Annotated in this window: 24 protein-coding genes and 1 pseudogene; 3 read left to right on the top strand and 22 right to left on the bottom strand. The window is 65.3% G+C overall.

Annotated elements, in window-relative coordinates; translation table 11 throughout:
* Nucleotides 1–96: 96 nt before the first annotated feature.
* The 4 genes from ACVWZM_RS38165 to ACVWZM_RS38150 all read right to left on the bottom strand — a co-directional run bounded on the left by ACVWZM_RS38165 (nt 97) and on the right by ACVWZM_RS38150 (nt 2,763).
* Nucleotides 97–1,047 (bottom strand): hypothetical protein, encoded by a 951-nt coding sequence (locus ACVWZM_RS38165; protein ID WP_076834537.1) that lies wholly within the window; start codon nt 1,045–1,047, stop codon nt 97–99.
* A 155-nt stretch (nt 1,048–1,202) separates the two neighbouring features.
* Nucleotides 1,203–1,406 (bottom strand): hypothetical protein, encoded by a 204-nt coding sequence (locus tag ACVWZM_RS38160; RefSeq protein ID WP_018272021.1) that lies wholly within the window; start codon nt 1,404–1,406, stop codon nt 1,203–1,205.
* 217 nt (nt 1,407–1,623) lie between these two features.
* Nucleotides 1,624–1,992 carry a YidB family protein gene (locus ACVWZM_RS38155; protein WP_057020822.1) on the bottom strand — a complete coding sequence of 123 codons (369 nt, stop codon included), beginning with the start codon at nt 1,990–1,992 and terminating at the stop codon, nt 1,624–1,626.
* A gap of 117 nt (nt 1,993–2,109) precedes the next feature.
* Nucleotides 2,110–2,763 (bottom strand): glutathione S-transferase family protein, encoded by a 654-nt coding sequence (locus tag ACVWZM_RS38150; RefSeq protein ID WP_456855891.1) that lies wholly within the window; start codon nt 2,761–2,763, stop codon nt 2,110–2,112.
* A 119-nt stretch (nt 2,764–2,882) separates the two neighbouring features.
* Here ACVWZM_RS38150 and ACVWZM_RS38145 point away from each other — a divergent pair, with 119 nt between their 5' ends.
* Complete coding sequence (locus tag ACVWZM_RS38145; RefSeq protein WP_076834541.1) at nt 2,883–3,560, top strand: DUF599 domain-containing protein; 678 nt, start codon at nt 2,883–2,885, stop codon at nt 3,558–3,560.
* Nucleotides 3,561–3,753: 193 nt separating this feature from the next.
* On the opposite strand, the gene ACVWZM_RS38140 is transcribed toward ACVWZM_RS38145, so the two are convergent.
* From ACVWZM_RS38140 to psrA, 14 genes and pseudogenes are all read right to left on the bottom strand, one after another.
* Complete coding sequence (locus tag ACVWZM_RS38140) at nt 3,754–4,659, bottom strand: hypothetical protein (RefSeq protein ID WP_456855890.1); 906 nt, start codon at nt 4,657–4,659, stop codon at nt 3,754–3,756.
* Between the two features lie 205 nt (nt 4,660–4,864).
* A pseudogene (locus tag ACVWZM_RS38135) lies at nt 4,865–5,643 on the bottom strand (aldo/keto reductase).
* Nucleotides 5,644–5,715: 72 nt separating this feature from the next.
* Nucleotides 5,716–7,047, bottom strand: a complete 1,332-nt coding sequence (locus tag ACVWZM_RS38130) for a cytochrome-c peroxidase (RefSeq protein WP_253639688.1) — start codon at nt 7,045–7,047, stop codon at nt 5,716–5,718.
* Nucleotides 7,048–7,157: 110 nt separating this feature from the next.
* Nucleotides 7,158–8,804: a phospholipase C gene (locus ACVWZM_RS38125; protein ID WP_456856838.1), complete on the bottom strand. Its 1,647-nt coding sequence runs from the start codon at nt 8,802–8,804 to the stop codon at nt 7,158–7,160.
* Between the two features lie 474 nt (nt 8,805–9,278).
* On the bottom strand, nt 9,279–10,163 hold the full coding sequence (locus ACVWZM_RS38120) for an alpha/beta fold hydrolase (protein WP_456855889.1): 885 nt from the start codon (nt 10,161–10,163) through the stop codon (nt 9,279–9,281).
* A 46-nt stretch (nt 10,164–10,209) separates the two neighbouring features.
* A complete protein-coding gene (gene hydA / locus ACVWZM_RS38115; RefSeq protein ID WP_456855888.1) occupies nt 10,210–11,622 on the bottom strand; it encodes a dihydropyrimidinase in 1,413 nt (470 codons plus the stop codon).
* A complete protein-coding gene (locus tag ACVWZM_RS38110; RefSeq protein ID WP_057020829.1) occupies nt 11,622–12,386 on the bottom strand; it encodes an aspartate/glutamate racemase family protein in 765 nt (254 codons plus the stop codon). Before ACVWZM_RS38110 ends, hydA begins: the two co-directional genes overlap by 1 nt.
* On the bottom strand, nt 12,383–13,189 hold the full coding sequence (locus ACVWZM_RS38105) for a GntR family transcriptional regulator (RefSeq protein WP_456855887.1): 807 nt from the start codon (nt 13,187–13,189) through the stop codon (nt 12,383–12,385). Before ACVWZM_RS38105 ends, ACVWZM_RS38110 begins: the two co-directional genes overlap by 4 nt.
* 15 nt (nt 13,190–13,204) lie before the next feature.
* Entirely contained in the window at nt 13,205–13,981 is a 777-nt protein-coding gene (locus tag ACVWZM_RS38100) for a maleate cis-trans isomerase family protein (RefSeq protein WP_076834556.1), read from the bottom strand.
* A 52-nt stretch (nt 13,982–14,033) separates the two neighbouring features.
* The gene (locus ACVWZM_RS38095; RefSeq protein ID WP_057020831.1) at nt 14,034–15,338 is read right to left on the bottom strand and encodes an MFS transporter; all 1,305 of its coding nucleotides are present in this window, start codon (nt 15,336–15,338) and stop codon (nt 14,034–14,036) included.
* A 441-nt stretch (nt 15,339–15,779) separates the two neighbouring features.
* A complete protein-coding gene (locus ACVWZM_RS38090; RefSeq protein WP_210262819.1) occupies nt 15,780–17,096 on the bottom strand; it encodes an MFS transporter in 1,317 nt (438 codons plus the stop codon).
* 86 nt (nt 17,097–17,182) lie between these two features.
* Nucleotides 17,183–18,631, bottom strand: coding sequence for a phosphonoacetaldehyde dehydrogenase (gene phnY / locus ACVWZM_RS38085; protein WP_456855886.1), 1,449 nt, complete (start codon nt 18,629–18,631; stop codon nt 17,183–17,185).
* Nucleotides 18,632–18,657: 26 nt separating this feature from the next.
* On the bottom strand, nt 18,658–19,905 hold the full coding sequence (gene phnA / locus ACVWZM_RS38080) for a phosphonoacetate hydrolase (RefSeq protein ID WP_456835866.1): 1,248 nt from the start codon (nt 19,903–19,905) through the stop codon (nt 18,658–18,660).
* 25 nt (nt 19,906–19,930) lie between these two features.
* The gene (psrA, locus tag ACVWZM_RS38075) at nt 19,931–21,061 is read right to left on the bottom strand and encodes an iron-containing alcohol dehydrogenase PsrA (protein ID WP_456835042.1); all 1,131 of its coding nucleotides are present in this window, start codon (nt 21,059–21,061) and stop codon (nt 19,931–19,933) included.
* Nucleotides 21,062–21,141: 80 nt separating this feature from the next.
* Between psrA and ACVWZM_RS38070 the strand changes: the two genes are divergently transcribed.
* Nucleotides 21,142–22,050: a LysR substrate-binding domain-containing protein gene (locus ACVWZM_RS38070; protein ID WP_057020835.1), complete on the top strand. Its 909-nt coding sequence runs from the start codon at nt 21,142–21,144 to the stop codon at nt 22,048–22,050.
* Here ACVWZM_RS38070 and ACVWZM_RS38065 read toward each other — a convergent pair.
* Genes ACVWZM_RS38065 through ACVWZM_RS38050 form a run of 4 tightly spaced genes read right to left on the bottom strand, consistent with a single transcriptional unit; the run spans nt 22,019 to nt 24,646 of the window.
* Nucleotides 22,019–23,185 carry an MFS transporter gene (locus tag ACVWZM_RS38065; RefSeq protein WP_316395081.1) on the bottom strand — a complete coding sequence of 389 codons (1,167 nt, stop codon included), beginning with the start codon at nt 23,183–23,185 and terminating at the stop codon, nt 22,019–22,021. The genes ACVWZM_RS38070 and ACVWZM_RS38065 overlap by 32 nt on opposite strands.
* Nucleotides 23,182–23,604 (bottom strand): arsenate reductase (glutaredoxin), encoded by a 423-nt coding sequence (arsC, locus tag ACVWZM_RS38060; RefSeq protein WP_456855885.1) that lies wholly within the window; start codon nt 23,602–23,604, stop codon nt 23,182–23,184. Before arsC ends, ACVWZM_RS38065 begins: the two co-directional genes overlap by 4 nt.
* Nucleotides 23,601–24,287 (bottom strand): aquaporin, encoded by a 687-nt coding sequence (locus tag ACVWZM_RS38055; protein WP_456823037.1) that lies wholly within the window; start codon nt 24,285–24,287, stop codon nt 23,601–23,603. Before ACVWZM_RS38055 ends, arsC begins: the two co-directional genes overlap by 4 nt.
* Nucleotides 24,287–24,646: an ArsR/SmtB family transcription factor gene (locus ACVWZM_RS38050; protein ID WP_057020839.1), complete on the bottom strand. Its 360-nt coding sequence runs from the start codon at nt 24,644–24,646 to the stop codon at nt 24,287–24,289. Before ACVWZM_RS38050 ends, ACVWZM_RS38055 begins: the two co-directional genes overlap by 1 nt.
* A gap of 49 nt (nt 24,647–24,695) precedes the next feature.
* Here ACVWZM_RS38050 and ACVWZM_RS38045 point away from each other — a divergent pair, with 49 nt between their 5' ends.
* On the top strand, nt 24,696–25,223 hold the full coding sequence (locus ACVWZM_RS38045; protein WP_456835041.1) for a DUF6428 family protein: 528 nt from the start codon (nt 24,696–24,698) through the stop codon (nt 25,221–25,223).
* Nucleotides 25,224–25,622: the final 399 nt, after the last annotated feature.

Genomic DNA, 25,622 nt, shown 5'->3' with positions numbered 1-25,622 from the left:
CTCTCCGCGGCGGTGGATATCGGGACTAGAGCGCTTTTCGAGCCAAACGAAGCCGGAACGGCGCAACGACGGCGGCTCAAGCCGCCGTCATCACGCTCATTGCTCGTTCGCAGCCGCCGGTGCGCTGGCGGCGGCAGGAGGCGACGCCGGCGCGGCCGGGGCCGGCGCGATCTGGACCGGGCGCTTCGCCGCCGGCGGACGCTTCGGGGCTGCGGCGGGCGGCGCGGCGGCAGCGCGCGCGGCCGGCGCTGGTGCGGCGGCGGCCGGCTTTGCCGGCTCGGGCGTCATGATGCTGACCGGCGGCGTGTTCGCTGAGCTCGGAAACTCCGCATTGGTCGGCTTGCCGGTGGGCAACGACTGCGGCAGCGCCGCGACCAGGCCGGAGGCAGCCGATGCCTGGGCGCCGGCCGGCGCGTTCCACGACCCTGCGTAGCGCGTGATCAGGTTCTCGTAGGTCCGCTCGTTCATGTTGGCGATGATCTGATGGTTGTCGCCGAGCGAGCGGAACGCGGGGCACGCGGTCGGCGTGCAGTGGTCGCGCGCCATCAGCGCATAGGCGACCAGGCCGTAGCGGTCATGCTCGATGGCGCGGCGCAGCGCCTGCAACTCGGTGGTCGAATTGCGCTCGGCGGTCGCGAGGTCGCCCAGCGCGGTCAGGCGCGAGACCTGCGCCGCCGCGTAGCTGACCGCCGCCGCCGCCGTATCCGATGAACCGAACAGCACCTTCTCGCAGGCGTTGAGAACGGCGTCTCCGGCGAGGTCGTCGACGCAGGCCAGCGCCGGCACCGTCTGGCTGGCCAGTTGCGCCGTCCGTGTCTCGGCCGGCACCGCCTGCCCGCCCGAGCCGAAGCCACGGATCGTCGCGGCGACCGCAACCGCGATCGACAGCAGCGTGATCACGGTCAGCGCGCCGTTGGCGACGGATTTTTCCGCACGCAGCAGCGTGACCAGAACGACGATCCCAAAGAACCCCGCAGCGGCCAGCGTCAGCCACATCGGGAAGGTCGGTGAGCGCCAGATCTGATCCAGCGAGGAAGCCCAGTTCATGCGCGATGTCCCTCAACGCAGCGTAAGCACAATCGGCGACGGCGAACGCCGCCACCCCGACGTCCAACCTTCAGCACAATGGGTCTGCGAACAGGGCCTTTTGACGGCGGCGGCGCGGAACCCGCTCCAGCCGCCGGCTTGCGCACAACACTCCTTCAGGACAGCGCGAGCTGACTCTCCTTGGCCACCCGTTCGAAAGCTTCGGTCGAGCTCTTGATGCGATATTGGCAATCGTCACCGTCGGTCGGCAGCAGACGGATCACTTGATAGGTGCCGCTCGCGGCGGGGCGCGCCACGTTGCTGGCCGTGAAATAGACGGTCTCGCCAATCGAGTACTTATGCTTCAACGCCCTCTCCATTTTCTTAGAGATTGCTGGCTGAGCTGACAGTCCCGATAGCTCAGGCCGGCATTTTGAGAACCCTGCGGCAAGCTAGCACATCGCACCTCCCCAAATCCAGCAAGATTGGGGCATAGCGAAGGTGTGATTTTGCAGGTTTTTCAGGGCGATAAGCAGCAATTTGCGTGCCAGCCGGAAATTGCCCACCGAGCCCGGTTGGAACCCTGATTCCACCGGCTCAAGCGGTCTGCGGCAGCTTGCCGCCCGGGCTCGCGCCGTCGACCGCAGCCGGAAGTTGCTGGGCGAGCACCTTGGACAGCTGGTCCACCGGAATGTTGAACCTGGCGGCGAGCTGCTTGACCGTGTCGCTGCCGAGCACCTGCTGGAGCTGCTCAGCGGTGATCGGCAGGTTCTGACCGGTACCGATCCAGGATCTGACCTGCTCGCCAAGCCCGGCCTGCTCGAGCTTGGCGACGATCGCGGACAAGCCGCCCTGCCCGCCATTGCCCAGGACCTCGCCGAGCACGACGGGGATCACCGCCGCGCCAAGCTGGCCAAGCATGCCTTTCAGCTCCGGCGAATTCTCCAGGGAATCGAGAATGCCCATGGTCTAAGTCCTTTCACGACTTGCAAAACCAGCCTTTCGGGATTCGACGCCTTCGGCCCCGCGGCGTCAAGCCGCGATCTTTGCGACCGCTGTCACAATTCGGAAGCGCAGCAACCGTCAGACATCCTCGAATCGGGCGATCCGCAGCGTCTCGGCAACGCCGTCGCGGGTCCATTCCTGGAATGCCGGAAGCTGCATCATGGCATCGACATAGTGCTGCGCCTCGGCCTTCACCGGGATCGCGTAGGTGCAGAAGCGATGCACCACGGGCGCGTACATCGCATCGGCGGCAGAGAATGCGCCGAACAGGAACGGACCCTGCTTGCCGTAGCGCGCATGGCACTCGGCCCAGATATCCTGGATCCGCGCCACGTTGGCGCGCGCATCATCCGACAGCGCGACAGCGCGGATCGGCCGGTGCAGGTTCATGCCGCATTCGTTGCGCAGCGGCATGAAACCGGAATGCATCTCCGCCGAGATCGCGCGGGCATGCGCGCGCGCGGCACGATCCGCAGGCCAGAGCTTCGCCTCGGGAAATCTCTCGGCGAGATATTCGATGATCGCCAGCGAATCCCACACCGTGACGTCGCCATCGATCAGCGTCGGCACCTTGCCGGCCTTGCTGAAAGATAGGATGCGGTCCTTGTCGGCCTGGTCCGTGTAGAGCGGAATGAAGACCTCTTCGAACGGGATGTTGTTGGCGCGCAACGCCAGCCAGGGCCGCATCGACCATGACGAATAGTTCTTGTTGCCGATGACGAGCTTGAGCATGTCCGGGAATCCTGTTGCCTCGGTAGTTTGCCATAGTGCATTGCACGCGTTCAACCTGTACATGACGCGGATGCGGCCCGGCGCGGACAGTCAGCCGCGCGCTCACGAAGGAAGGCAACATGACCGGCTATTGGACCGACATCCTGGCCGTCGGCTTCTTTGCGCTGGAATGGCTGGTCTACGCCATCACGCTGGAGCACACCGCGTATGGACGCGACAGCCTGTCGGCGCGGATGCACGTCTATCGCGAGATCTGGGTGCGGAATCTGCTCAACCGCGACGCACGGATGGTCGACATGCAGATCATGGCGAGCCTGCAGAACGGCACCGCGTTCTTTGCCTCCACCAGCCTGATCGCCATCGGCGGCGGGCTGGCGCTCTTGCGTGCCACCAATGACGCGCTCGCTGTGCTCGGCGCGCTGCCGGTCAACCTCACGCCCTCGCCCGCTTTGTGGGAGGTCAAGTGCATCGGGCTGATCCTGATCTTCATCTACACCTTCTTCAAATTCGCCTGGGCCTATCGCCTGTTCAACTATGTGGCGATCCTGTTCGGCGCGATGCCGCCGGCCGACCAGCGCGATACGCCGGAGGCCGAGGCCCATGTGATCCGCACCACGCGGCTGTTCGAGACGGCGGGCCGGCACTTCAACCGCGGCCAGCGCGCGTTTTTCTTCGCCCTCGGCTATCTCGGCTGGTTCGTCAGCCCCTGGGTGCTGTTCGTCACGACAGCCGCCGTCGTGATCGTGATCTGGCGCCGGCAGTTCGCCTCGAATGCCTGGCAGGCGATGGGAAGCTGACGCGATGGTCGAGGCCGTGCTGCGCTCCCTCTCCCCGTTCTTACGGGGAGAGGGTTGGGGTGAGGGGCTGTTTCCGCATCGACGGAGAGAGACGCGTTCGCGGAGACTCCCCCTCACCCGGATTGCATCTGGCGATGCAATCCGGCCTCTCCCCGCACGCGGGGCGAGGCCGAGTACGCCGCTCGTCCCTGGTCTACGACGCGAAATCGCGCGGGCTGAAATCGAGGTCGAGCACCTTCCATTCCCCATAGCGATCCCGCGGCAGCATCGCATAGGGCTGGCAGGCCTGCAGCGCATCGGTCGCGCTCTTCAGCAACAGCGGCCCCTTTTCCGAGGCGGTGGCTTCGATCAGCAAGGGTGACGCGGCGAGCTTGCCGTCAGGCTTCATGAACACCCTGAGCTTGATCTTCACGTCGTCGCCCGCGCTCAGCGTCGGCGGGAGCTTCAGGCAGGTCTTCAGGTGACGGCGGAATTCGGCAACCACGCTCGAGCCGACATCGGCCTGCTCGGTGGCGGCCGCGTCGAAATTGTCCTTGCCGGGTCCGAGGCCGGACGGCGCGCTGGCTGGCGGTTTCACGGAGATATCCGGCGGCAGGCCGAGCATGACGTTGTATTTGACCGAAAGATCAGGCTCGGGCTGCGCATAGGCAGGCGGCGACGCTGCCGCCTGTTGCTGCGCCGTTGGCTGGGGCATCGGTGGCGTTTGCTGTGCCGGCGTGGGCAGCGGCTCGGCCGCGGCACGTTGCGGCGCCGGGCTGGGCTTGGGCGCCGGCGGCGTCGCCTGCTTCTGCGGCGGTTGCTGTTGCGCGTTCTGCTGCGGCGCGGGCGCCTGTGCCGATGGTTCGGGCTTGGCCGAATCCACCGGCTTATCGAGCGACGGCAACTGCAACTCGGGCGTTGGCGACGGGCTCGGTGCCGGTTCGGGCTTGGTCTCGACCTCGGACTTGGCGACCTCCTGCGGCGTCACGATCTCGACCGGCACCGTGTCAGCGGCGACGGGATCGAATTGATGGACCTCCGAATAAAGGAAAATCAGCGCGAGCAGCATCAGGTGCACGAACACCGACGCCATCAGATCCGCGTTTGGCCGAAACTTCATCCCACTCGATCACATCAGTGACGTCTCTCCCCGCCGGGCTACAATACCGGCCGGAACCCGCCTGCCTCAATCCCCATTCGGTCCAAAGCCGCAATCGGCCAGCGGGGCATTAGCATGATCCGGATCAGGACCCAGCCATTTTTCCAAAACTTGATGCTTTCCAAGACTTGATGCTCAGGCAAAGACCCCATGCGTCGCGGGCCCATCATCGCGCGTCAGCGCTCCCGATCGCCGAGATCTCGCGCATGTCGTCAACCGACAGCTCGAAATCGAAGATGTCGATGTTCTCCTGAAGGCGCTCGAGCTTCGAGGTGCGCGGGATCGCGGAGACATTCTGCTGCACCAGCCAGCGCAGGCTGACCTGGGCCGCGGTCTTGCGATAGCGGTCGCCGATCCGCGCGAGCGCGCGGTCGCCCTTGACCCGTCCCTTCGCGATCGGGCTGTAGGCAACGAACGCCATGCCGTGGCGTCGACAGGCCTCGATCACATCGGCCTGGTCGAGATAAGGATGGTACTCGACCTGGTCGCAGGCGAGCGGTTCGGGACATGCCGCCACCGCCTCCTTGATCAGCGCCACTTTGAAGTTGGAGACGCCGATATGCCGCGCCAGGCCCGCCTGCCTGACCCGCGCCAGCGCGCCGAGCGTCTCGGCAAGCGGCACCTGTGCATTGGGCCAGTGCAGCAGCAACAGATCGACCTCGGTCGAGCGCAGCCGCGCCAGGCTCTCCTTCGCCGACCGCTCGAGATCCTTGGCCATGAAATGCGTGGTCCAGACCTTGGTGGTGACGAACACGTCGTCGCGCTTGATGCCGGAGGCACGCAGCCCCTCGCCGACTTCGCGCTCATTGTCATAGATCTGGGCGGTGTCGATGTGGCGATAGCCGAGCCGCAACGCCTGCTCGACGATGCGTGCGCAGGTCCGCCCGCGCAGCTCCCATGTGCCGAGCCCGCGATTCTGGCACCGTTGCCTTCGACGACATTCATGCGCCCATTATGCGCGCATGACGAAGCCCTGCCAACTCGCGGTTCGGTTCCGCGATGGAACGTCGCGACGTCTCACCGCTCCGGCTGGTAGCCGTCGGTTAGCGTCTTCAGGAAGGCGATAATGTCGGCCTCGTCCTGCGCCGTCATCGCCGGCGTGTCGCCGAGATGGCGCTCGAACGGCGGATCGCTGACGTCGACATTGCCATGATATTTTTCCGGCAGGTCATCGTACTTGCGCACCGTGCCGTCGGCGCCGCGCGGAAAGACCTTCTCCGGATTGGTATCGCGGAAGTTATAGAAGTCGAGCACCTGCTCGAGGCTGATGAAGACGCCATTGTGAAAGAACACGCGACGCGTTGCCGCGTTGCGCAAGGTCGGCGTCAGAAACATCCCGCAATATTGCGTCTGCTCGGCAATGTCGGTGCGGTAGGGACCGCAGACCCCGAGATCGAAATGGTCGGGATCGCGGTTGCCGGCGAGCGCGGCGTTGCGCGGCGCACCGAGCGCCTCATATTGGTGATCGGTGAACAGCGGCGGCAGACCGTCCCGGGTGGGCTGCGACGTATGGCAGCCGCCGCAATTGGCCTTGTCCGGATCGTTGAACAATTGCAGGCCGCGCAATTCGCTCTCGTTCAATCGCGCCCTGCCCTCCAGCCAGTAGTCGAACTTGCTGGTGTAGGGATGGAAGCTCGGCTCCTCAACCTGATAGCGCGCGACGGCAAACATCGCCTCCGCGACCAGCAGCCGCGTATTGTCGAAGACACCGGCGCCGAACAGCTCGGCGAAGCGCGGCGCGTAGCTTGCCTGGCGCAGCTTCTGCGCCACGATTTCGGTGCTGCCGCCGTCCATCTCGTTGGGATCAAGCAGCGGGAAGATCGCCTGGTCCTGCAGCGTATCGGCGCGGCCGTCCCAGAACAGTCCGCCCTGCGGCACGATGTTGACCGCCGACGCGGCAGTCCCGGTCGCGACCTTCTTGGCGCGCGGAGCCTGCTGGCCGAGCGCGGCCAGTTGCGCGAAGTCGACGACATTGTCGTCTTCGTCCTTTTCCGGCCCGATGCTGAAATTCGGCTGCCGCTCGAGATAGGTCAGGCCCGGCACGGCGCGTGTCCCTTGCCGGGATTGCGCGGGCCCGCCGAGCATCACCGGCCCATCATTGGGTGGCCCGTAAGCGTGGTCCGGACTGTGACAGGACGCGCATGACAATGCGCCCGACGAGGACAGCGACGCGTCGAAAAAAATCTTCTGGCCGAGCTGCGCCATGGCGGACAGCGGAGCAACAGGCGGACGCCTGAGCTGCACCGGGTTCGGATTGGTCCCCGGAAGTCCCTGCGTCTCGACGGCCGCAACGGCGCCGGCCATGCACAGCAGGCCGGCGCCGAGAAGCCACAAGGTGCGGCCATTCATATCAGATCCAGTGTCGTTAAGCGTTTTCGCGCGAACTGGAGACCAGTTCGCGCGAGCAGAACGCGTCAAGGGCAGAGCCTCGGTTCTGATTGGATCAGAACCGAAGGGCGTTAGTGGTGATGGTGATCGTCCGGCGCGCTGACGATGACGGTGCCGGCGGTCGGATCGAGAAACAGCGTGTCCTGCCGGTACTCGTGGTCCTGGCCGTGGCCGCGCTCGAAGTCGAACATGTCGGCGATCGATTCGACGCTGTCGTCGAACGAGCCGCCGCTGAGACGCTGGCCGTGCAGCCAGTTGTCCTCGATGAAGCGAACGACGGAGGCCTGCGAGATGCGGGTGTGGCTGACGTAATTCCGCTTGGCGAAGGGCGAGATCACCAGGAACGGGACACGCGTACCGGGACCGCAGCGGCCGTTTACCGGCTGGCCGTTGAGGCCGTTCGGCGGCGTCTGCCTGCCGATACCGCGACCGCACTGGCCGGGACCGTTGACCTGGTCGGCGGTGGGATCATACGAGGCGCTGATCGGTGCAAGGTACTGGTGGTCGTACCAGCCGTCGGAGTCGTCATAGGTGATGATGACGGCGGTCTCGCCCCACTCCTTCTGCTTCTGCAGGAAGTTGATCAGCTCGACATTGCCGGCCTGCTCATCGAGCGGATCGGAGTTGCCGGGATGACCGTCCTGATAGGCCGGCATCTTGATGTAGGAGACGGCCGGGAAGTTGCCGGCCTTCACCGAAGCATAGAAGTCCTCGAGATCGTAGGCGTGATTGGCCGGATCGAGCGTCTTGCTGCCGGGCACATAGGTGTGTCCGACCGCATTCACCGAGCTCGGCCGCGCATGGCTCGGGTTGGCGGTCGACTTGTAGTACTGGAACCAGGCGTGGTGCGGGATGTAGTCCACGACGGTGCCGTTGACGTTGCTCGAGAACGTGCTGCGGCCGCAGTTGGTGGTGCCGTTGCTGTTCTTGAGCGTCAGGTCGAAGCCGCCCATGAAGCTGCCCCAGCTAATCTGCTCGGCATTGAGCAGGTCGCCGATGTTCTTGCTGGTCATCAGGACCTGGCTGGTCGTGCTAGAGCAGGCATCGTAGGCTGGGTCGGTATCACCGATCAGCGTCAGGCCGCCCTGGCCGTCGGCGATCGAAGATGATGAGCCGACGATGTTCTGCGCGCCGTTGGTCTGGCCGGAGATCACCTCGAGCGCGCCGGGCGTCGACGGACCAAAGGTGTCGGTCCAGCTGTTGTCGCTCATCGCGAAGTTCTGGGCATAATTCCAGAACGCGGTGACGGTGTTGCCGTCGAAATAGCCCATCACCTGCCCGTTGGTACCGAACGCGCCGACGCCGCCGGCGGTGCCGCGACCGGTGAATTTCGGAAACAGGTCTTCCTTGCCGTTGTCGACTGCCTGCTGCTCGGGCGTGTAGGCGTGGTTCTGCGACTTGGTGTTGGCCTGGGTGCGGTCGAGGCGGAACGGATTGGTTGCGCCGGTGCCGTTGGCCGGATTGGTGTTCGGGTTATTGGTCAACAGATTGGCGCTGGCGAGATTGTTGACCTTCGGCGTATGCGGCTTCGCCGTGAACGGAATCGAGCCGGTCGGGTTGGTCGCAACCGGGTAGGTTGCGAAGTAGTGATCGAACGAGCGGTTCTCGTTGAAGATGACGACGAGATGCTTGATCGGCGTTTGGGTGTGGATGTCGTGCGGATGATGATCGTGGCCGTTATTGCCCTTGTTGTCGTCCTGAGCGGCGGCGCTGCACATCACCGCAGCGGCAGCAACCAGACAGACTCCGACCGTCGAAAGAAATTTGGTTTTCACCGTAGTGCCCCTTTTTATTTTTAAGGATTTATGACGTCGACCTGCGACAAGTTATCCACCACCGATGACAGCGCTGTGTCGGTCGAATGAATGCGACGAACGATGATGCGCGCTCATGTCCGCATCGGTTGCAGATATCGGGGGACCAATCTTTGCGCGCATGACAGACGCCCTCCTCTTCCGTCTCACGCGATCGGCTATCTGTGGACGCGGTTTCGGTCACAAGACATGGAATTGAACGGATCGCGTTGGAGATGACTGCAGCAGTCAGCAATCATGCGAACAGGTTGTGCACCGCCGGCTGTCGCGGCTTGCTCACGCCCGAAAAAAATCCGCGCCTTCCGGGGATGTGTCCCGAAAAGCGCGGATGCTTGGTCTGGTGGCGGATGAAGGCCGCGATTCAACTCGGCGTGAAGCCTACCCCTTCATTCCAGTGATCGAAGCACTGACCGCGCGCGGATCGCGCTGCGGCCAGCGGCCGCTCTCGACCTGCGCCAGGAATTCGCCGACGACCCGGTTGTATTCGTCGGGCTCCTCGATGTTGATGGCGTGGCCGCAGTTCGGCATCACCGCGAGCGCGGCCGACGGGATGCTCTGCTTCATCAGGATGCCCGGCAGCAGGCAAGGCCAATCCTCGTCGCCGGTGATGATCAGCGTCGGCACCTTGATCCGCTTCATCTCGTCGACCAGCGTGTAGAGCGAAGGGCGCTCCTTCTGTACGCCCTGCTGGGTGTTGGCCGATCCCACCGCCGAATGCTCGGCCAGCATGGCCTTGAACTCGGCATGGCCGCGCGGGTCCTTGTTCTCGTACTGCACGCGGGTCGGCCCGTAGGCGTAGCGCTCGGCGAAGGTCGGCATGCCCTCCTTGCGGATCATGCCCGCGATCACGTCGGCCTCGGCGCGAAACGTCTCGCGCTTATCGAGCTCGGCGCCGTAGCCGCAGCCACCGATGCATAGCGACAGCGCCCGATCAGGGTGACGCAATCCGAAATGCAGCGTCGCAAAGCCGCCCATCGACAGACCGACGATATGCGCCTTCGGCGCGCCGATATGATCGAGCACCGCCAGGATATCGTCGGCGGCACGCGCCTGCGAATAGGACGAGACCTGCTCCGGCACATCCGACGGCGGAAAGCCGCGCGCATTGTAGGCGATGGTCCGGAAGCGCTTGCCGAAGTGCCGCATCTGCGGCTCGTAGCTGCGCAAGTCGCCGGCGAACTCGTGAACCAGGATCACCGGATGCCCCGATCCGGTCTCCTCAAAATAGAGCCGCACTCCGTCGTCTGTCACAGCATAGGGCATGTTGATCTCCTGCCTTCTCTCTTTGCTTGTTACGGATTTGGTCGCGTTACGGAATGGTCGCGGCCTTCGGCGGCTTGGCGCGGGGCAGATAGGTGCCGTGGTCCTTGCCGCCAATGAGCGTACCGTTATCGACGACGACCTTGCCGCGCACCATGGTCAGCACCGGCCAGCCCGTGACCTCGAGCCCCTCATAGGGCGTGTAGTCCGCGCCGTCGTGGATCAACTCGTGACGGATCGTCACCTTGCGCTTCGGGTCCCACAGCGCGATGTCGGCATCCGAGCCGACCGCGATTGTACCCTTGCGCGGATAGAGGCCGTAGATCTTGGCATGGTTGGTGGCGCTGAAGGCGACGAAGCTGTTGAGGTCGATCCGCCCCTTCACCACGCCTTCGGAGAACAGGATCGGCAGCCGCGTCGCCACGCCCGGGATTCCGTTTGGCACCCAGCGGAAGCTGGTACGTCCCTTCGGCGCAAGCTTGCCCTGCGGGTCGTCGTAACGGAACGGACAATGGTCCGACGAGAACACCGAAAACACCTTCTGCTGCAGACCTTCCCAGCAGGCCTGCTGGCTGGCGACGTCGCGCGGCGGGGGCGAGCAGACGTATTTTGCGCCTTCCATGTTGAGCTGATCGAGATCCTTTTCGGTCAGCATGAGGTATTGCGGACAGGTCTCGCCCATGACCCGCAAGCCCCTTTGCTGCGCGCGCCGGATTTCGTCCATCGCCTCGCGGTTCGAGACATGCACGATCATGATCGGCACGTCGACGAGCTCGGACAGCGAGATCGCGCGATGGGTGGCCTCGCGCTCGACCGGGATCGGCCGCGAGGTCGCATGGAAGCGCGGCGCGGTGTTACCGGTCCGTTCGAGCTGGTCGGTCAGGAAGCGGATGGCGTCGAAATTCTCCGCATGCACCATCAGCATGGCGCCCGTCTCGCGCGCGACCGACATGGTCTCGAGCAACTCCCGGTCCGACAGCGCGAGGCCCTCATAGGTCATGAAGACCTTGAGCGAGGTGTAGCCGTCCTCGACCAGGGCCGGCAGCTCCTGGCCCAGCACATGCTCGGTCGGATCGGTGAGGATGAGATGGAAGGCGACGTCGACATGGCACTCGCCTTCGGCCAGCGAATGGTAATGCTTCAGCGCCTCGCGCAGGGTCTGGCCCTTCTCCTGCAGACAGAACGGCAGCACGGTGGTGTTGCCGCCGAAGGCCGCCGATCGCGTGCCGCTGGCAAAACCGTCGGCCATTGCGATGCCGTCGCCGGACGGCTGGGCGAAGTGGACATGGCTGTCGATGCCGCCGGGCAGCACCAGGCGGTCGGTGGCGTCGATGATCGTGGCTGCATCGCCGAGATCATGGCCGAGCGCCGTGATCTTGCCGCCGCGGATACCGACGTCGCAGGCGAAGGTGTCGGCCGCGGTCACCACGATGCCGCCGCGGATAATGGTGTCGAAGGACATCAGTTTGTTCCCTCCTTCGGTGAGCGGTGTTCGATGATTGCGGCGAGTGGCTCGGCCAGCCCGCGCGTCGGCTTCGGATCGGGACGGCGGAAGGTGCCGGCCACCGCCTTGCGCGGCTTGAGCACGGCGAGCGTCTCCGCCTGCCGCACCGCCGCCGCGACCGGATCGACCACCGGCACCGGAATGCGGTCGCGGACTTTTGCCGCGAGTCCGGCAAGCGGTGCGCCCGACAGAATGACGACGTCGGCGTTGTCCTGATCGACCGCACGGTTGGCGAGCGCGACCAGCAGCTCCTCCTTCTCGGCCTGCACCTCCGAGATCGACTGGAAATGACCGTCAAGCGTGCGAATGCCGGCGCAGCGCGAGCTCAGCCCGTGCATGGCGACGCATTCCTCGTACCAGGGCGCCAGCGCGCCGGCGAAGGTGACGATACCAAACCGGCGGCCGAGCATGCAGGCCGTGAGCATCGCAGCTTCGGCCAATCCCACGACGGGGAAGGCGAACAGCTCACGCGCGCCGAACAGGCCGGGATCGCCGAACGCCGCGATGACAGCGGCATCGACGCCGGGGCCGGCTTCGGCCAGCATCTCCAGCGCGATCGCACCGCCGATCTGGGCCTCGGCGCGGGTGGCGATATAAGGCACGCCGCGCGCGGCGGTGAGCGGCACGAGCTCGGTGCCGGCCGACGCCGCCTTGCTGCCGGCGGCATGGAGCAGATCCGTCACATCAGCCGTCGTGTTGGGATTGAGCAGCAGGATCTTCATGGCGCAACGTCCCTCGTCTTGCGGCCGCGTGGCCTTGCCGGTGCCTCCGGTGCCGCGGCGTCGTCCGCCTTGTCGTTCATTGCCTTGGCACCCAGCGTCTCGGCGACGATCTCGCCGGTGCGGCGCACGTGGTGGGCCAGTATCTGCCCGGCCCGGGCCGCATCACGCGCCTTCAGCGCCGACAAAATCTCCTGATGCTCTTGCACCGATTCATCCCAGCGGCCGAGCACCGACAGCGCGAAGAAGCGCGCCCGCTCGGCCCGCGCCAGCAGCGCCTCGTGCGTCGCCTTCAACACGGCATTGCGGGCGAAGCCGACGATCGCCGAATGGATCTGCTGATTAACTTGAAAATAATCGCGCAGCTCGCCGCGGCCGTGATGCCATTCGATCTTGTCCTGCAGCGCCGCGAGCCGTTCGAAGTCGTCCGGCTCCATGCGCAGCGCGGCGAGCTCGGCGGCGCAGCGTTCGATGCCGCTGACGGCCTCGAACAGTTCGGCGAGTTCGGCACGGCGGAACGGCGCCACCACGGCGCTGTGGTTGAGCCGCAGCTCGACCAGGCCCTCGCTCGCCAATTGCTTCAGCGCCTCGCGCAGCGGCGTGCGCGAGACGCCGAGCGCGTCGGAGAGGTCCGCCTCCCCCAGCGATTGCCCCGGCGCCAGCTCGCCGCGCACGATCATGGTGCGCAGCCGCGTCGCCGCCTGCTCGTGCAGCCCAACCCGCGGCACGCGCAGACGGCGCCGTTGCAGCGCGGTCATCGCGCGCTTGGGTTCCTTGTTACGTCTGGTCGCCTTGGGTTCAGTCACCGCTTGCCTTCACTGTCATGATTGGAGATCGCGCCCTCCCACGTGGATCGCGGCGGCCGCGCGCAGATCGGGGTTCGAGAACAGGCTGCCCCAGCCCTGCACGCGCGACGGATCGCAGCCGGCCGCGGCAAGGCATGCCCACAGTGTCACCGCAATCGAATCCAGCACCGGGACGCCAAATCCGCGCTCCAGCCGCTCGGCCGCGCCGGCGCCGCGCATGTTGGTACAGAGCACGACGGCGGCATCGCAGCCCTCGCGCACCACCTCCTCGATCAGCCGCGCGACCTCGGCCTCGCTGACCTCGGCAAAGGAGAAATTGTCCTGCAGCGAAAGATGCCGCTCGGCAAAACAGTGCAGCCCCTGCGAATTCCAGTTGGCGACGATCCGCTCCTGCACGTCCTTGCGATACGGCGTCACCAGCCCGATGCGGCTGGCGCCGATCCGCCGCAACACGTCGCGATAGGCCAGCACCGTGGTACAGGCCTTGATACCCGTTGCCGCCGTGATCTCTTCGCACAGGCTCTCGTCGCGGTCGAAACCGAGCCAGCTTGCCGAGGTGCCATTCCAGGCGATGACGTCGACCTTGGCATGCGCCAGCAGCTCGGCCGCGCGAAGAATCTCGCTGGCGTCGAACTGGCGCAGCGCCTGCTCCGACAGCGCGATCTCGGTCACCTTGAAGCGCGAGAAATGCGCCGAGACGTCGTCGACGCCCGATAGCATCGCGCAGGTGATCGGCTCAAGCGCGGTATTCGACGACGGCGTCAGCATGCCGAGCCGGACGGGACGTGTCATTGGTGAGCCTCATCAAGCGGCCGAATCCTTGGCGGATTCGGCCGCATCCGTTTTAGACCGGGAGCTTGCGGCTGTAATCGATCAGGGTCGAGCAGATCAACAGCGCAATGCCCGCGGCGGCGAAATACATCAGGGCCAGGAAATAGGAGCCGGTGGCCTGCACGATGAAGCCGACGATCAGCGGCGTCGTGATGCCGGCGATGTTGCCGCCGAGATTCATGCAGCCGCCGAGGAAGCCGGACTTGCCGCGGCCCGCCAGCGCCGACGGAATCGCCCAGTACATGCCGCACCAGCGCAGGAAGAACAGCGTCGTCGACAGCAGCACCACGACCGCAACCGCGTTGGTGACGTAGGCGACGAGGAAGATCGACACCGTCGCCATGATCGCCGCGATGCCGAACAGCGTGCGGAACACGGTGTTGGGCGACCCTCCCCGCTCCCGCCAGTTATCGCCGATCCAGCCGCCGACCAGTTCGCCGACGAAGCCTGCGAAGAAGATGATGAAGGACGCGCCGCCCAGCGCCTTGATGTCGAAGCCGTGCACCTTGAACAGGTAGGTCGGCATCCAGGTCAGCAGCCCGTAGAACGTGGTGTTGAAGAACATCCAGCCGAGGCACATGCACCACACCGAGCGAAACCGGAAATACGCCATCCAGCTTGCGCCCGAAGACGGCGGCGTCGCCGCATCCTCGATCGCGTGCGCCTCCTCGAGATAGCGCGCCTCGGCTTCATTGACCGACGGATGCTCGCGCGGCACGTTGCGGATGTAGTACCAGGCCCACAGCCCGCACAGCATGGTGCCGACGCCGGCGATGACGAAGGCGACGCGCCAGGAGCTGAACGCCGCCATCAACCAGGCGATCACGATCGAGCCGAGCGCCGCACCAAGCGGTGCGCCGCCGTCCAGCAAGGTGGCGCCGCGGCCGCGCTCGGTCTGCGTCATCCAGATCGCGTTGAGCTTGCCGCCGGCCGGATAGATCGGCGCTTCCGACGCGCCGAGCCCGAGCCGGGTCAGCAGCAGCAACATCCAGCTGGTCGACAGCGCCGCCAGCGCCTGGAAGAAGCCCCAGAACAGCGTCGCGAGCGCGATCACGATGCGCGGCTTGAAGCGATCGGCGAGCATGCCGCCCGGCACCTGCATCAGCGCATAGGTCCAGAAGAACGAGCTCAGGATCAGGCCCTGCATCGCCGGATCGATATCGAACTCCTTGGCGATGACCGGCATCGCGACCGAGAGCGAGGCGCGATCGATATAGTTGATCGAGATCAGGAACAGCATCAGCAGGAAAATCTTCCAGCGCACGCCCGAAGGCTTTGCCGCATCTGCCATTGCGATGGTGGACACCTGATCGCTCATTGCTTGCTCCTCCCGACAGATTGTTTTGCCCTGCCGCGCCCCTCGTCCTTGACGGTCGCTGGCCTCTCCTGCCCTGCGCGAAGTCTGCTTCAAGGCGGCCAAACCGACAAGCACATTTTGTATTCTGCATGCAATTTAATATATCTCATTGATATAAGTCGATATTTTATCAATCTTGCGCTTCAATTGAGCAGCCGATGATCAGGAATTGGGCGTCAGGTCAGCCGCGCGAGGCAGGCGATTGCAGGGAATTGGCCCGGCGTCGCCGCTGCAACAATCGCCCGCCGCGGTGCTCTGCTCACTGCAAAAAGGAGCGTAGCCCGCATGAGCGAAGCGACATGCGGGGACAAAACCAGCCCCGGATATCGCTTCGCTCATCCGGGCTACGTAGGCACGGACAGCGGCGCCCCCGGGGCCGTTGCCCGGGACGCAGTGAGTGAGCTAGCGACGGATGAAGGCCGCCACCACCGCGCTGGAGGTCGCGCAGACAGCGACCACCAGGAACACCAGCGACGTCTGGTTATGCTTGTCCATGAAGTGGCCGATCATCGGCTCGCCGAGACCTGCGAACAGATAGGCGAAGAAGTTCATCACCCCGGTCGCGGTCCCTGCCCGTTTGTGGCCGACCAGATCCGGGCACAGCGCCCAGAACGAGGATTGCGGGCCGTAGGTGAAGAACCCGCACAGGAACAGCACAGTCATCCCGAGAACGACGTCCGAGGTCGGGATCGCGTACATGCACAGCGAGGTGACCGCGGCGAGCGCCATGTAGAGCACGATGGCGAGGTAACGGCGCGAGCCGAACACCTTGTCGGAGACCCAGCCATTGCTGAACGCGCCGACCGCCATGCCGACCGGCAGCGCGATGCTGATCCAGCGCGGATCGATCACCGAGGCGGCGCCGGCCTTGGCCCAGTTGCTGCCGAGGAAGTGCACGGGCACCCACACCAAGAGGCCGTAACGCGCCGCGTTCTGGAAGCCGATCGCGACGCCGGCGACCAAAAGACGCCAGTTCGACAGCACCGCCTTGTAGCGCGCCAGCGAGCCCTCATCGGCGCTGACCGCAGTTTCCGCAGAGGCGACATCGTCGGCCTCGTCATGCGGCGAGGCAAAGCCCATGTCCTCGGGCTTCTCGCGCGCGATCAGGTAGAACGCGATGCCGCCGAGCAGCAGCAGCACCACCGGGATGCGGAAGATCCAGCGCCAGTCGAGCTGGAAGTAGCCGACCACGACCAGCGAGGTGACGAACGACAGCACCGAGGCAAGCCCCGCCGCGAATGTATAGAGCCCGTAGACCGTGCCGCGCTCGTGGCGGCCCCACCAGTTCGACAGCAGCCGGCTGCCCGGCGCCCATCCCATCGACTGGAAATAGCCGTTGATGCCCCAGAACGCGGTGAGGCTGACGATCCCGGTCGAGAGGCTGGTGGCCCAGTTCATGATGAAGGAGAGGATCGCGCCGGCGCTCATCACGCGCCGGCCGCCGAACTTGTCGCCGAGATTGCCGTTGATCGCCTGCCCGACCGCGTAGCACCAGAGCAGCGCCGCGCTGGCCCAGCCCAGCGCCTCCTTGGTGACGCCGAACTCGGCCTGGATGCCGGGAATGGCGAAGCCGAAGGTTTGCCGCCCGGTGTAGAAGAACAGATAGCAGAACATCGCCGCGAACAGCATCCGCCACTGCGCGCGGCGGAACGATGTCGCAAGCTCCGGATTCTGGACTCCGACCGAGCCGACGCCCGACGGACTGAACGTGATCGACATTGAGGCCTCCCCTTTGTTTGGTTGATCGCAGTCGGCCGCCGCGTTGTTCTTGTTGTCCGCGTGCGGCCCTCGTCGAACGCGCTGCTCTAGACCGGCCAGGGCAGCGAATAGGTCTTGACGTTGGTGAAGCTCTTGATCGCCTCCTGCACGCCTTCCTTGTAGCCAAGGCCGGAATCCTTGATCCCGCCGAACGGCGACATCTCGATCCGGTAGCCCGGCACTTCCCAGATGTTGACGGTGCCGACGTCGAGCTCATTGACGAACCGCGTGATGTAGTCGAGCCGGTTGGTGCAGACGCCGGATGACAGGCCGAACGCGGTCGCGTTCGAGATCCGGATCACGCTGTCGATGTCGTTGGGCACGCGGATGATCGGGATCACAGGCCCGAACGTCTCCTGCATCACCAGCTCGCTGGTGTAGGGAATCCGGTCGACCACGGTTGGCGGATAGAGCGCGCCGTCGCGAGTGTTGCCGTGCAGCAGCTCGGCGCCGTCGGCGACGGCGGCATTGACGCGGCGCTCGAATTCCTTCGCCGCGCCCTCATGGATCACGGTGCCGACGTCGACCGTCGGGTCCATCGGGTCGCCGCATTTCAGCTTGCGTGCCTTCGTCAGCACCAGCGCGGCGAAATCGTCGGCGACCGCCTCGACGCAGAGGATACGTTTCACGGCCGTGCAGCGCTGGCCGGAATTCTTGGTGGCGCCGGTGACCGCGAGCTCGGCCGCCTTGTCGAGGTCGGCGTCCTCCATCACGATCAGCGGATCGTTGCCACCGAGCTCGAGCACCAGCCGCTTGTAGCCCGCCTTGGCGGCGATGTGCTTGCCGACCCTGACCGAGCCGGTGAAGGTCACGAGATCGGCGTCCGGATCGGTGATCATCGCATCGCCCATCGAATGCGGATTGCCGGTCACCACCGACAGCATCTCCGGCGGCAGCCCGGCTTCGTACAGCACGTCGGCGAGCGCGAGCGCGGTCAAAGGCGTCAGCTCGGTCGGCTTCAGCACCACGCGGTTGTTGGTCGCGATCGCCGGCGCGATCTTGTGGCTCACCATGTTAAGCGGATGGTTGAACGGCGTGATCGCCGAGATTGCGCCGAGCAGCGGCGTGCGCGTCGTGAAGATCTTGCGCGCCTTGCCCTGCGGGCTGATGTCGCAGGAGAACGTCTCGCCGTCATCCTTGATCGCGAGCTGGCCGGCAAAGGAATAGACGTCGTAGGCGCGGCCCGCCTCGTAGAGCGAATCCTTCCAGCACAGGCCGGACTCGGCGGTGATGAGCCGCGCGAATTCCTCCTTGCGCCCGGCCAGGATCTCGGCGGTGCGCAGCAGGATGCGCTGGCGCTCGTAGCGCGTCAGCTTCGGCTTGAACGCGGCCGCCTTGGCGAAGGCGCTGCGCACATGCTCCGGCCGCGCCGCCGGCACCGTGCCCACCACCTTGTTGGTGTAGGGACTGAAAACCTCGACATGCTCGTCGGTGTCGACGAGGCTGCCTGCGATCCGCATCTGCTCATGGCGAACGGCCGGGCTCTGGATGTTCATGGCACTGTCCTTGGGGTCCGAATGCGTCACTGGATGCGGTTGAGCGCGACGTCGAAGGCGTCGAAATTGCGCAGGGCGTGACCGGCGGGCAGCGCGATCCTGCGGTTGGCGATCAGCGGCACCCGCTCCTCGGTGAGCCCGCCATGCGAGCGCAGCGGCTCGGTCAGGCCTGAGAGATCGTGACGCGCCTCGCTGGTGCCGAGCACCTTGTGCCTGGTGGAGATCACGACGATGTCGCCGATCCGGTCCGGCGGCAGCTCGAACCTCGCGCAAGCCTCGTTGCGCGTCAGCGCGACCTCGATGCCGCCGGTCGCACGCAGCCGCGACAGCAGCGTATCGACGTTGGCGCCCTCCGGTGTGTAGATGGTCGCGAACGAGCCGAGCGAGCCGTGATGGGCGACATAGGGATCGGTGATCGGCAGGATCACGCGTGCGGCGCCCGTACCGGTCCAGTCGTCCATGACGTCCTGGAGGTAGATCACGTCGGGCTTGCCGTCGGGCAGGAACTTGTCGTTCATGCCGTGGTCGGCGGTCGCCACGATGTTGCAGCCGAGCGCATCCAGCTTCGCAAGATAGCCGTCGATCATCGCGTAGAAGTCGTTGGCGATCTTGGTGCCGAGCCCGACCTTGTGCTGGATGTAGTCGGTGGTCGACAGGTACATCAGATCGGGACGGTAACGCTCGACCAGCTTGACGCCGGCCGCGAACACGAAGCGCGACAGATCGGCCGAGTAGACCTCGGGCAGCGGCAGGCCGACGAAATCGAGCACATCATCGATGCCGTTCGCCGCCCTGGTGGCCTGGTCGGCCTTCTCGGACGAGAAGGCGATGGCGCGGCCGCTGGAATAGTCCAGACCGTACGCAAGCAAGGTGCGCAGCTTGTCCTTGGCGGTGACGGCGGCAACCTTGTAGCCGGCGTCGTGGACACCGGCGAGAATGGTCGGTGCGCGCAGGAACTTCGGATCGTTCATCATGACTTCGGCGTTGTTCGCCGTGTCGTAGAAGTAGTTGCCGGCGATGCCGTGCACCGCGGGCGGACGTCCGGTGATGATCGAGAGGTTGTTCGGATTGGTGAAGCTCGGGATCACGCTGGCGGCATGGACGTGCGCGCCCTCCTTCATGAAGCGCGCGAAGGTCGGCGCGACGCCGGCCTCGATCGCCCGCTCGATATAGCCGGGCTCCGAACCGTCGAGGCAAATCACGACGGTTGGCCGCGTCGGCGCCTCGTAATCGCGCCCGTTCACGGTGATGGTTTTACGATTGTCTTGCATGATGCCTCTCCTCGTCACTGCGCCGTCGTCACGCGTTCGCCGCGCTCGGCATCCGCTGCGTCTGCGCTGCCTCGATCAGCCGTTCCTTCGACCCTAAGAAGTTGCGGCCGCGCTCGCCCTCCAGCGAGTCCGCGATCAGCGCGTGCCATTCGGCGCGCTCGATCCTGTAGGCGGCCGGATTGCAGGAGATGCCGAGCCGCGCCATGAAGTCCTCGAGATCGTCGGCCGCGCGGGCCAGGTCGGCGCCGAAGATCTGCCTCAAGCTGTCCTCGCAGAGCCCGCCCGCCCCTTTGACGCTGCGCAGCACCATCGGCAGCGAGAACGAGCAGGCGATGCCGTGCTGGACGCCGTGCCGCAGCGTAATCGGATAGGACAGCGAATGCGCGATCGCGGTCTTGGTGTTGGAGAACGCAAGGCCTGCGAACAATGCCGCCTGCGCCATGCGGCTGCGCAGTTCGAGATTGCCGAGGTCGTTGGCGAGCTTCGGCAGCACCTCGAGGATGCTGCGTGCCGCGGCCACCGCGTGGTTGGCCGACACCGGATTGTTGTTGACGTTCCAGATGCTCTCCAGCGCATGCGACAGCGCGTCGAGCCCGGTGCTGACGGTCAGAAGCTGCGGCTTGCCGAGCATCAGGCACGGATCGATCACCGCGTGGGTCGGATAAAGCGACGGACGCGCCAGCGAGTATTTCTTGCCGTTGGCCTCGTCCCACACCGTGCCCCAGCAGGTCACCTCGCTGCCGGTGCCCGCGGTGGTCGGCACCGCGATGATCGGGATCGCCGCGAGGCGCTCGGCGCCCTGCTGCGTCTCCAGATAGGTTTTGACGGTCGCGAAGTCGCCGCCGGCGGCCGCGAACACCTTGGCGGAGTCGATCACCGAGCCGCCGCCGAGCGCGACGATCACCTCGGGCTGCCTCGCGAGCCCGGCAAAGCGCGCGGTCTGCTCGGTAAGCAGGCGGTAGTCCGGATTGGGCGCGACGTCGCGAATGGTCAGGACAGACGGTCCCGCCGCGGCGCGCAGCCGCCGCTCGAGCTCGTCGAAGATCGGCTCGCCATAGGTCACGAGCGCGTAGGCGCGCTTGCCGATCAGCCCCGGCAGCTTGTCGAAGCTGTCGGCTCCGAATTCGATCCTCACCGGGTTGGAATAAGTCCAGTCCATCCGCGCGTCCTCCGTTTGGCGCGAAGGTACGGCGCCGGCTGCTATTGACAAATTCATTCTACGGATGCGTTCTATTGATTATGTCAATAGTGTTCAGCCAGCTTCGCGCCTTCCACGCGGTCGCCACCCATGGCGGCTTCACCGCGGCCTCGCGCGTGCTCAACGTCGGCCAGCCGACATTGACCATCCAGGTCAAGGAGCTGGAGGAGAGCTACGGCGTCGAGCTTTTGATTCGGAAGCCGCGGCATACCGAGCTCACCGAGGCCGGCGCCGCGCTGTTCGAGATCACCCGCGGCATCATGACGTTCTGCGACGAGGCTCACGACCTCCTGGCCGCGCACGGCAAGGCGACCAAGGGCCATCTGCGGGTCGCGACCGTCGGGCCGTTTCATGCCACCGAGATCATCGCGGCGTTCAAGCGCGATCATCCGGAGGTGCAGATCTCGACCCTGCTCGGCAATTCCGAACGCACCTTCCGCCACATCGTCGACTTCGAGGCCGACGTCGCGATCCTGGCGGAGGTGCCGGAGGATCCGCGCGTCACCATGATCCCCTACCGCACGCACCGCGTGATCGTGTTCGTCAACCGCGACCATCCCTGGTTCAAGCGCAAATCGGTCAGGCTGCGCGAGCTGGCCGACCAGCCCATCGTGCTGCGCGAGCGCGGCTCGACCACGCGGCGCGCGTTCGAGGCGACGATGCAGGCCGAGGGCATCAGGATCGAACCGGTGTTCGAGATCGAGAGCCGCGAGGGTGTGTGGAAGGCGGTCGAGCGCGGCCTGGGCATTAGCGTCGTCGCCGACTTCGAATTCGTGCCGCATCCCAATCTGCGCGCGCTGGAGATCAGCGACCGCACCATCAAGACCCAGTACAGCATCGCGCATCACAGCGGACGCGGCCATTCCCCGATCATCAAGGCGTTCATCGACACGGTCCGGCGGATGAAGGGGCGTGATGCTACCGCGAGGGGGTCTTCGGCCCGGCCTTGAGCGCGAACAGCGCCAGCAGCGCGGCCAAGCTCAGAGCCGATGTGACCGCAAGCGTGTAGCCACCGAGCGGCGAGATCAGGAATCCGAATATGAGGGGCGCGAGGGCTTGAGACAGTCGCGACGGCGCGCCGAGCAGTCCCAGGCGGTAGCCGTAATCCTTCGGACCGAATATCGCCAGCGGCAGCGTGCCGCGCGCGATGGTCAGGATGCCGTTTCCGGCACCGTGCAACAGCGCGAACACCCCCGCGAAGCCACCGCCGAACAGGCCGATGACGCAGGCGCCCAAGGGATGTGTGATGCAGGCCAGGCGCGCTGACCAGAGCGGATGGAAGCGCTTCAGCAGGCTCGCTTCGACAATGCGTGCCGCCACCTGCGCCGGGCCGATCAGTGCGCCCGCCGCGATCGCCTGCGCCTGCGTCGCACCGAGCGACTCCAGAATTCGCGGCAGATGAACCGCCATCGCCGACGTCACGCTCCAGGCGGCGGCGAAGGCAAAGGCGAGCAACACCATGGCGCGGTCGATGGCAATGTGCGGCTTCGGCGTGTCGGCCGCGATCCGATGCTCCCGTTTCAGCTTGGGGATCAGGAGGCCGTTGAGCGGCAAACAGATCAGGATGTGCGCCGCAGCCCAGCCGAAACAGGTCCAGCGCCAGCCGATGGTTGCGAGCCCCCACGCGCTCAGCGGCCAGCCGATCGTGCTGGCAAAGCCCGCGATCAATGTAATGCCGGTGATGGAGCGACGGGCGGCGTTGCCGTAAATGCGCCCGAGCGCCGCGAAGGCGGCATCATACAGGCCAAGGCCCATGCCGACGCCGAGCAATAGCCAGCTCACCGCCATCAGCACGCCGCCCTGCGACAGCCCGAGCAGGATCAGCCCCGACGCCAGGATGAGGTTGGACGCGCAGAGCACTTCGCGTCCGCCCATCCGGTCGATCTGGCGGCCGACGCGCGGGCCGAGCAGCCCGGAGATCACGAGCGCCATCGAGAACGCGGCGAACAGCCAGTTCGTCGAGATACCGAGGTCCCGCGCGATCGGATCCGCGAGGATGGCGGGCAGATAATAGCTCGACGCCCAGGCAAGGGTTTGCGTGGTCCCGAGCGCAACGATCAGGACGTTGTCTGCACGGCGGCTCATCCGGCGCGCGCACCCGGCGTCCTGGGCGGGACCACTTCTCCGTCCTCCTTGACGAATTGGCCAATGTCAGTGGCGAGAAGTTCAAGCAAAGCCTCGGACGGCCGGCACAGTTTCACGCCGTTCGGCGAGACCACGATCGGCCGATTGATCAGGATCGGATGCGCGATCATGAAATCGATCAACTCGTCGTCGCTCCATTTCGGATTGGCAAGGTCGAGCGCTGCATAAGGCGTGCCTTTCTCGCGGAGCAGCGCGCGAGGCGTCATGCCCATGGCCTTGATCAGGGAGACCAGCGTGTCGCGCGCGGGCGGCGTCTTGAGATACTCGACGATCTCCGGCTCCTCCCCGCTTTGGCGGATCATGGCCAGCGCGTTGCGCGACGTCCCGCAAGCGGGATTGTGGTAAATCGTGATCGTCATCGGATTGCTTCCATCTTCGTTTCGCTCTGCCGCAGGAGCCACGTCATCAGCGCCAGCGCGGCCATCGCCCCCAGAATCTCGGCGACGATGAATCCCGGCAGGTCCTGCGCGCGGATACCGGAAAACGTATCGGTGAATGATCGCGCGATGGCAACGGCTGGGTTGGCGAAAGACGTGGAGGCGGTGAACCAGTAGGCGGCGGTGATGTAGAGCCCGACCAGCCATGGGATAGCGGCCTCGCGAAACCGCACGCCACCGATGATCGTTGCAACCAGTCCGAACGCGGCAACGAATTCCGCAAACCACTGCGGGAACCCGGTCCTCGCCTTGGCGGAGAACTCCAGGAGCGGCAGGCCGAACATGGCATGCGCGATCATCGCACCCAGGACTCCCCCGAGCACCTGCGCCGCGACGTACTGCGCGGCGTGCGGCGGGCGGAGCTCGCCCTTGAGCGTGAACACTAGCGTCACCGCCGGATTGAAATGCGCGCCGGATATCGGTCCAAGGATCGTGATCAGCACCACCAGGATGGCACCGGTCGGCAGCGTATTGCCGAGCAGCGCCAGGGCCACGTCCTTGGTCAGGGTTTCTGCCATGATGCCGGAGCCGACGACGGTCGCGACCAGAAGCAACGTGCCGAGACATTCCGCCACAAGGCGCCGTGGCAGATCGAAATCGCGCATCACGCACGCGCCTTCTTCTTGCTGGTGGAAGGCTTGCACTGGGCGGCGGCGAGCGCCGGCGCGCAGATCTCCGGGTGGCCCGCGCAGCAATCCTTCATCAGGAAGGCGATGAGGTCACGCAAACCGGTGAAATCCGCCGAGTAGATGATCGAGCGCGCCTCGCGGCGCGGCACGATCATGCCGGCGTGCTCGAGGTCCTTCAGATGGAACGACACGTTGGATGGCGACACCTCGACCGCCTCCGCAATCGCCCCCGCGGCCATCCCCTCGGGACCCGCCTGGACCAGCAGCCGCACGATCCGCAGCCGCGTTTCCTGCGACAACGCGGCGAAGGCGGTTCGGGCTTGACGCTCCTCCATCTTTCGATAATCCTACAATTCAACAATCGTTGAAATGAGGATAACAGCCATGGACACGCTTGCCAATACCCGTTCGATCGTCGGCGCCCTGCTTCCGGTGGAAGAGCTGTCATCCGCGGCCCTCCTTTCCGGCCTTGAGGCGCACAAGGAGAAACCGCTGATCTTCAGCTACGACGGCCGGGACGTCCGCCCCAGCTACCACGTGACCGAAGTCAAGACCGGTTCGTTCAGGGCGCTCGATTGCGGCGCGAGCCCGGAGAGCTGGAGCGAGACCTTCATTCAGCTCTGGGACATCGAGGAGGAAAACCGCGGTCACATGCCGGCCGGAAAATTTCTTGCGATCATCCGCAAGGTCGACGAGGCCGTCGGCTTCGACCCGCAAGCCCGGCTGACGTTCGAGGTGAGCGACGGTGTTCGGCCGATGCAGATCTATCGCGCCGAACGCATGGATGCCGGCGACGCGGCGATCCGCGTCTATCTCTCGGCGCGTCCGTCGAGCTGCAAGCCGCGCGACCGATGGCTCCAGGACCAGCAGTTCTGCTGCGCACCGAAAGCCAAACAGCCGTGCTGCGGGTGATGGATGCTTGAACGTCTGATATGGCCAGACGTGTCACGCGGATTGGCGCTCGCGGCAAGACTGCCCGGAAATTGCCGATCACTGAGTTGCCCGACAGGTCAAGCCTCCGAAGCAAAAATATTTCGCTTTATCCGAAGCGCAACTCAGTGTATGAATAACGCGTCTCACCCGATCGAGGGGCGCTGCGCATCGTCACGGGTGTTGCGGTGAGATGCGGTGGACGCGGCAAGCGCAACTGACGAGTGCGCATGATGCGGACGGCGAAATCGTGCAGGCCTGACGCCCTAGCGGCAGGTGTCCTCTCGCAAAGTGCGCAAGCGTTTGCGAGGGCGGCGACAAAAAAGCCCAGTCTCGCCGGGGAGAGCACGTATAAGCCGTAACCCATCGCGCAGGGAAAGC

The organism is Bradyrhizobium sp. USDA 4501 (genome assembly GCF_054062115.1).
Note: the sequence above shows the minus strand (reverse complement) of the source record. Positions and strands in the feature narration are given on the sequence as shown.

Excerpts from the sequence above, each read along its gene's own strand:
- ACVWZM_RS38165 (WP_076834537.1), bottom strand. The coding sequence starts at position 1,047 with ATGAACTGGGCTTCCTCGCTGGATCAGATCTGGCGCTCACCGACCTTC.
- ACVWZM_RS38160 (WP_018272021.1), bottom strand. The coding sequence starts at position 1,406 with ATGGAGAGGGCGTTGAAGCATAAGTACTCGATTGGCGAGACCGTCTAT.
- ACVWZM_RS38155 (WP_057020822.1), bottom strand. The coding sequence starts at position 1,992 with ATGGGCATTCTCGATTCCCTGGAGAATTCGCCGGAGCTGAAAGGCATG.
- ACVWZM_RS38150 (WP_456855891.1), bottom strand. The coding sequence starts at position 2,763 with ATGCTCAAGCTCGTCATCGGCAACAAGAACTATTCGTCATGGTCGATG.
- ACVWZM_RS38145 (WP_076834541.1), top strand. The coding sequence starts at position 2,883 with ATGACCGGCTATTGGACCGACATCCTGGCCGTCGGCTTCTTTGCGCTG.
- ACVWZM_RS38140 (WP_456855890.1), bottom strand. The coding sequence starts at position 4,659 with ATGAAGTTTCGGCCAAACGCGGATCTGATGGCGTCGGTGTTCGTGCAC.
- ACVWZM_RS38130 (WP_253639688.1), bottom strand. The coding sequence starts at position 7,047 with ATGAATGGCCGCACCTTGTGGCTTCTCGGCGCCGGCCTGCTGTGCATG.
- ACVWZM_RS38125 (WP_456856838.1), bottom strand. The coding sequence starts at position 8,804 with ATGTGCAGCGCCGCCGCTCAGGACGACAACAAGGGCAATAACGGCCAC.
- ACVWZM_RS38120 (WP_456855889.1), bottom strand. The coding sequence starts at position 10,163 with ATGCCCTATGCTGTGACAGACGACGGAGTGCGGCTCTATTTTGAGGAG.
- hydA (WP_456855888.1), bottom strand. The coding sequence starts at position 11,622 with ATGTCCTTCGACACCATTATCCGCGGCGGCATCGTGGTGACCGCGGCC.
- ACVWZM_RS38110 (WP_057020829.1), bottom strand. The coding sequence starts at position 12,386 with ATGAAGATCCTGCTGCTCAATCCCAACACGACGGCTGATGTGACGGAT.
- ACVWZM_RS38100 (WP_076834556.1), bottom strand. The coding sequence starts at position 13,981 with ATGACACGTCCCGTCCGGCTCGGCATGCTGACGCCGTCGTCGAATACC.
- ACVWZM_RS38095 (WP_057020831.1), bottom strand. The coding sequence starts at position 15,338 with ATGAGCGATCAGGTGTCCACCATCGCAATGGCAGATGCGGCAAAGCCT.
- ACVWZM_RS38090 (WP_210262819.1), bottom strand. The coding sequence starts at position 17,096 with ATGTCGATCACGTTCAGTCCGTCGGGCGTCGGCTCGGTCGGAGTCCAG.
- phnY (WP_456855886.1), bottom strand. The coding sequence starts at position 18,631 with ATGAACATCCAGAGCCCGGCCGTTCGCCATGAGCAGATGCGGATCGCA.
- psrA (WP_456835042.1), bottom strand. The coding sequence starts at position 21,061 with ATGGACTGGACTTATTCCAACCCGGTGAGGATCGAATTCGGAGCCGAC.
- ACVWZM_RS38070 (WP_057020835.1), top strand. The coding sequence starts at position 21,142 with ATGTCAATAGTGTTCAGCCAGCTTCGCGCCTTCCACGCGGTCGCCACC.
- ACVWZM_RS38065 (WP_316395081.1), bottom strand. The coding sequence starts at position 23,185 with ATGAGCCGCCGTGCAGACAACGTCCTGATCGTTGCGCTCGGGACCACG.
- arsC (WP_456855885.1), bottom strand. The coding sequence starts at position 23,604 with ATGACGATCACGATTTACCACAATCCCGCTTGCGGGACGTCGCGCAAC.
- ACVWZM_RS38055 (WP_456823037.1), bottom strand. The coding sequence starts at position 24,287 with ATGCGCGATTTCGATCTGCCACGGCGCCTTGTGGCGGAATGTCTCGGC.
- ACVWZM_RS38050 (WP_057020839.1), bottom strand. The coding sequence starts at position 24,646 with ATGGAGGAGCGTCAAGCCCGAACCGCCTTCGCCGCGTTGTCGCAGGAA.
- ACVWZM_RS38045 (WP_456835041.1), top strand. The coding sequence starts at position 24,696 with ATGGACACGCTTGCCAATACCCGTTCGATCGTCGGCGCCCTGCTTCCG.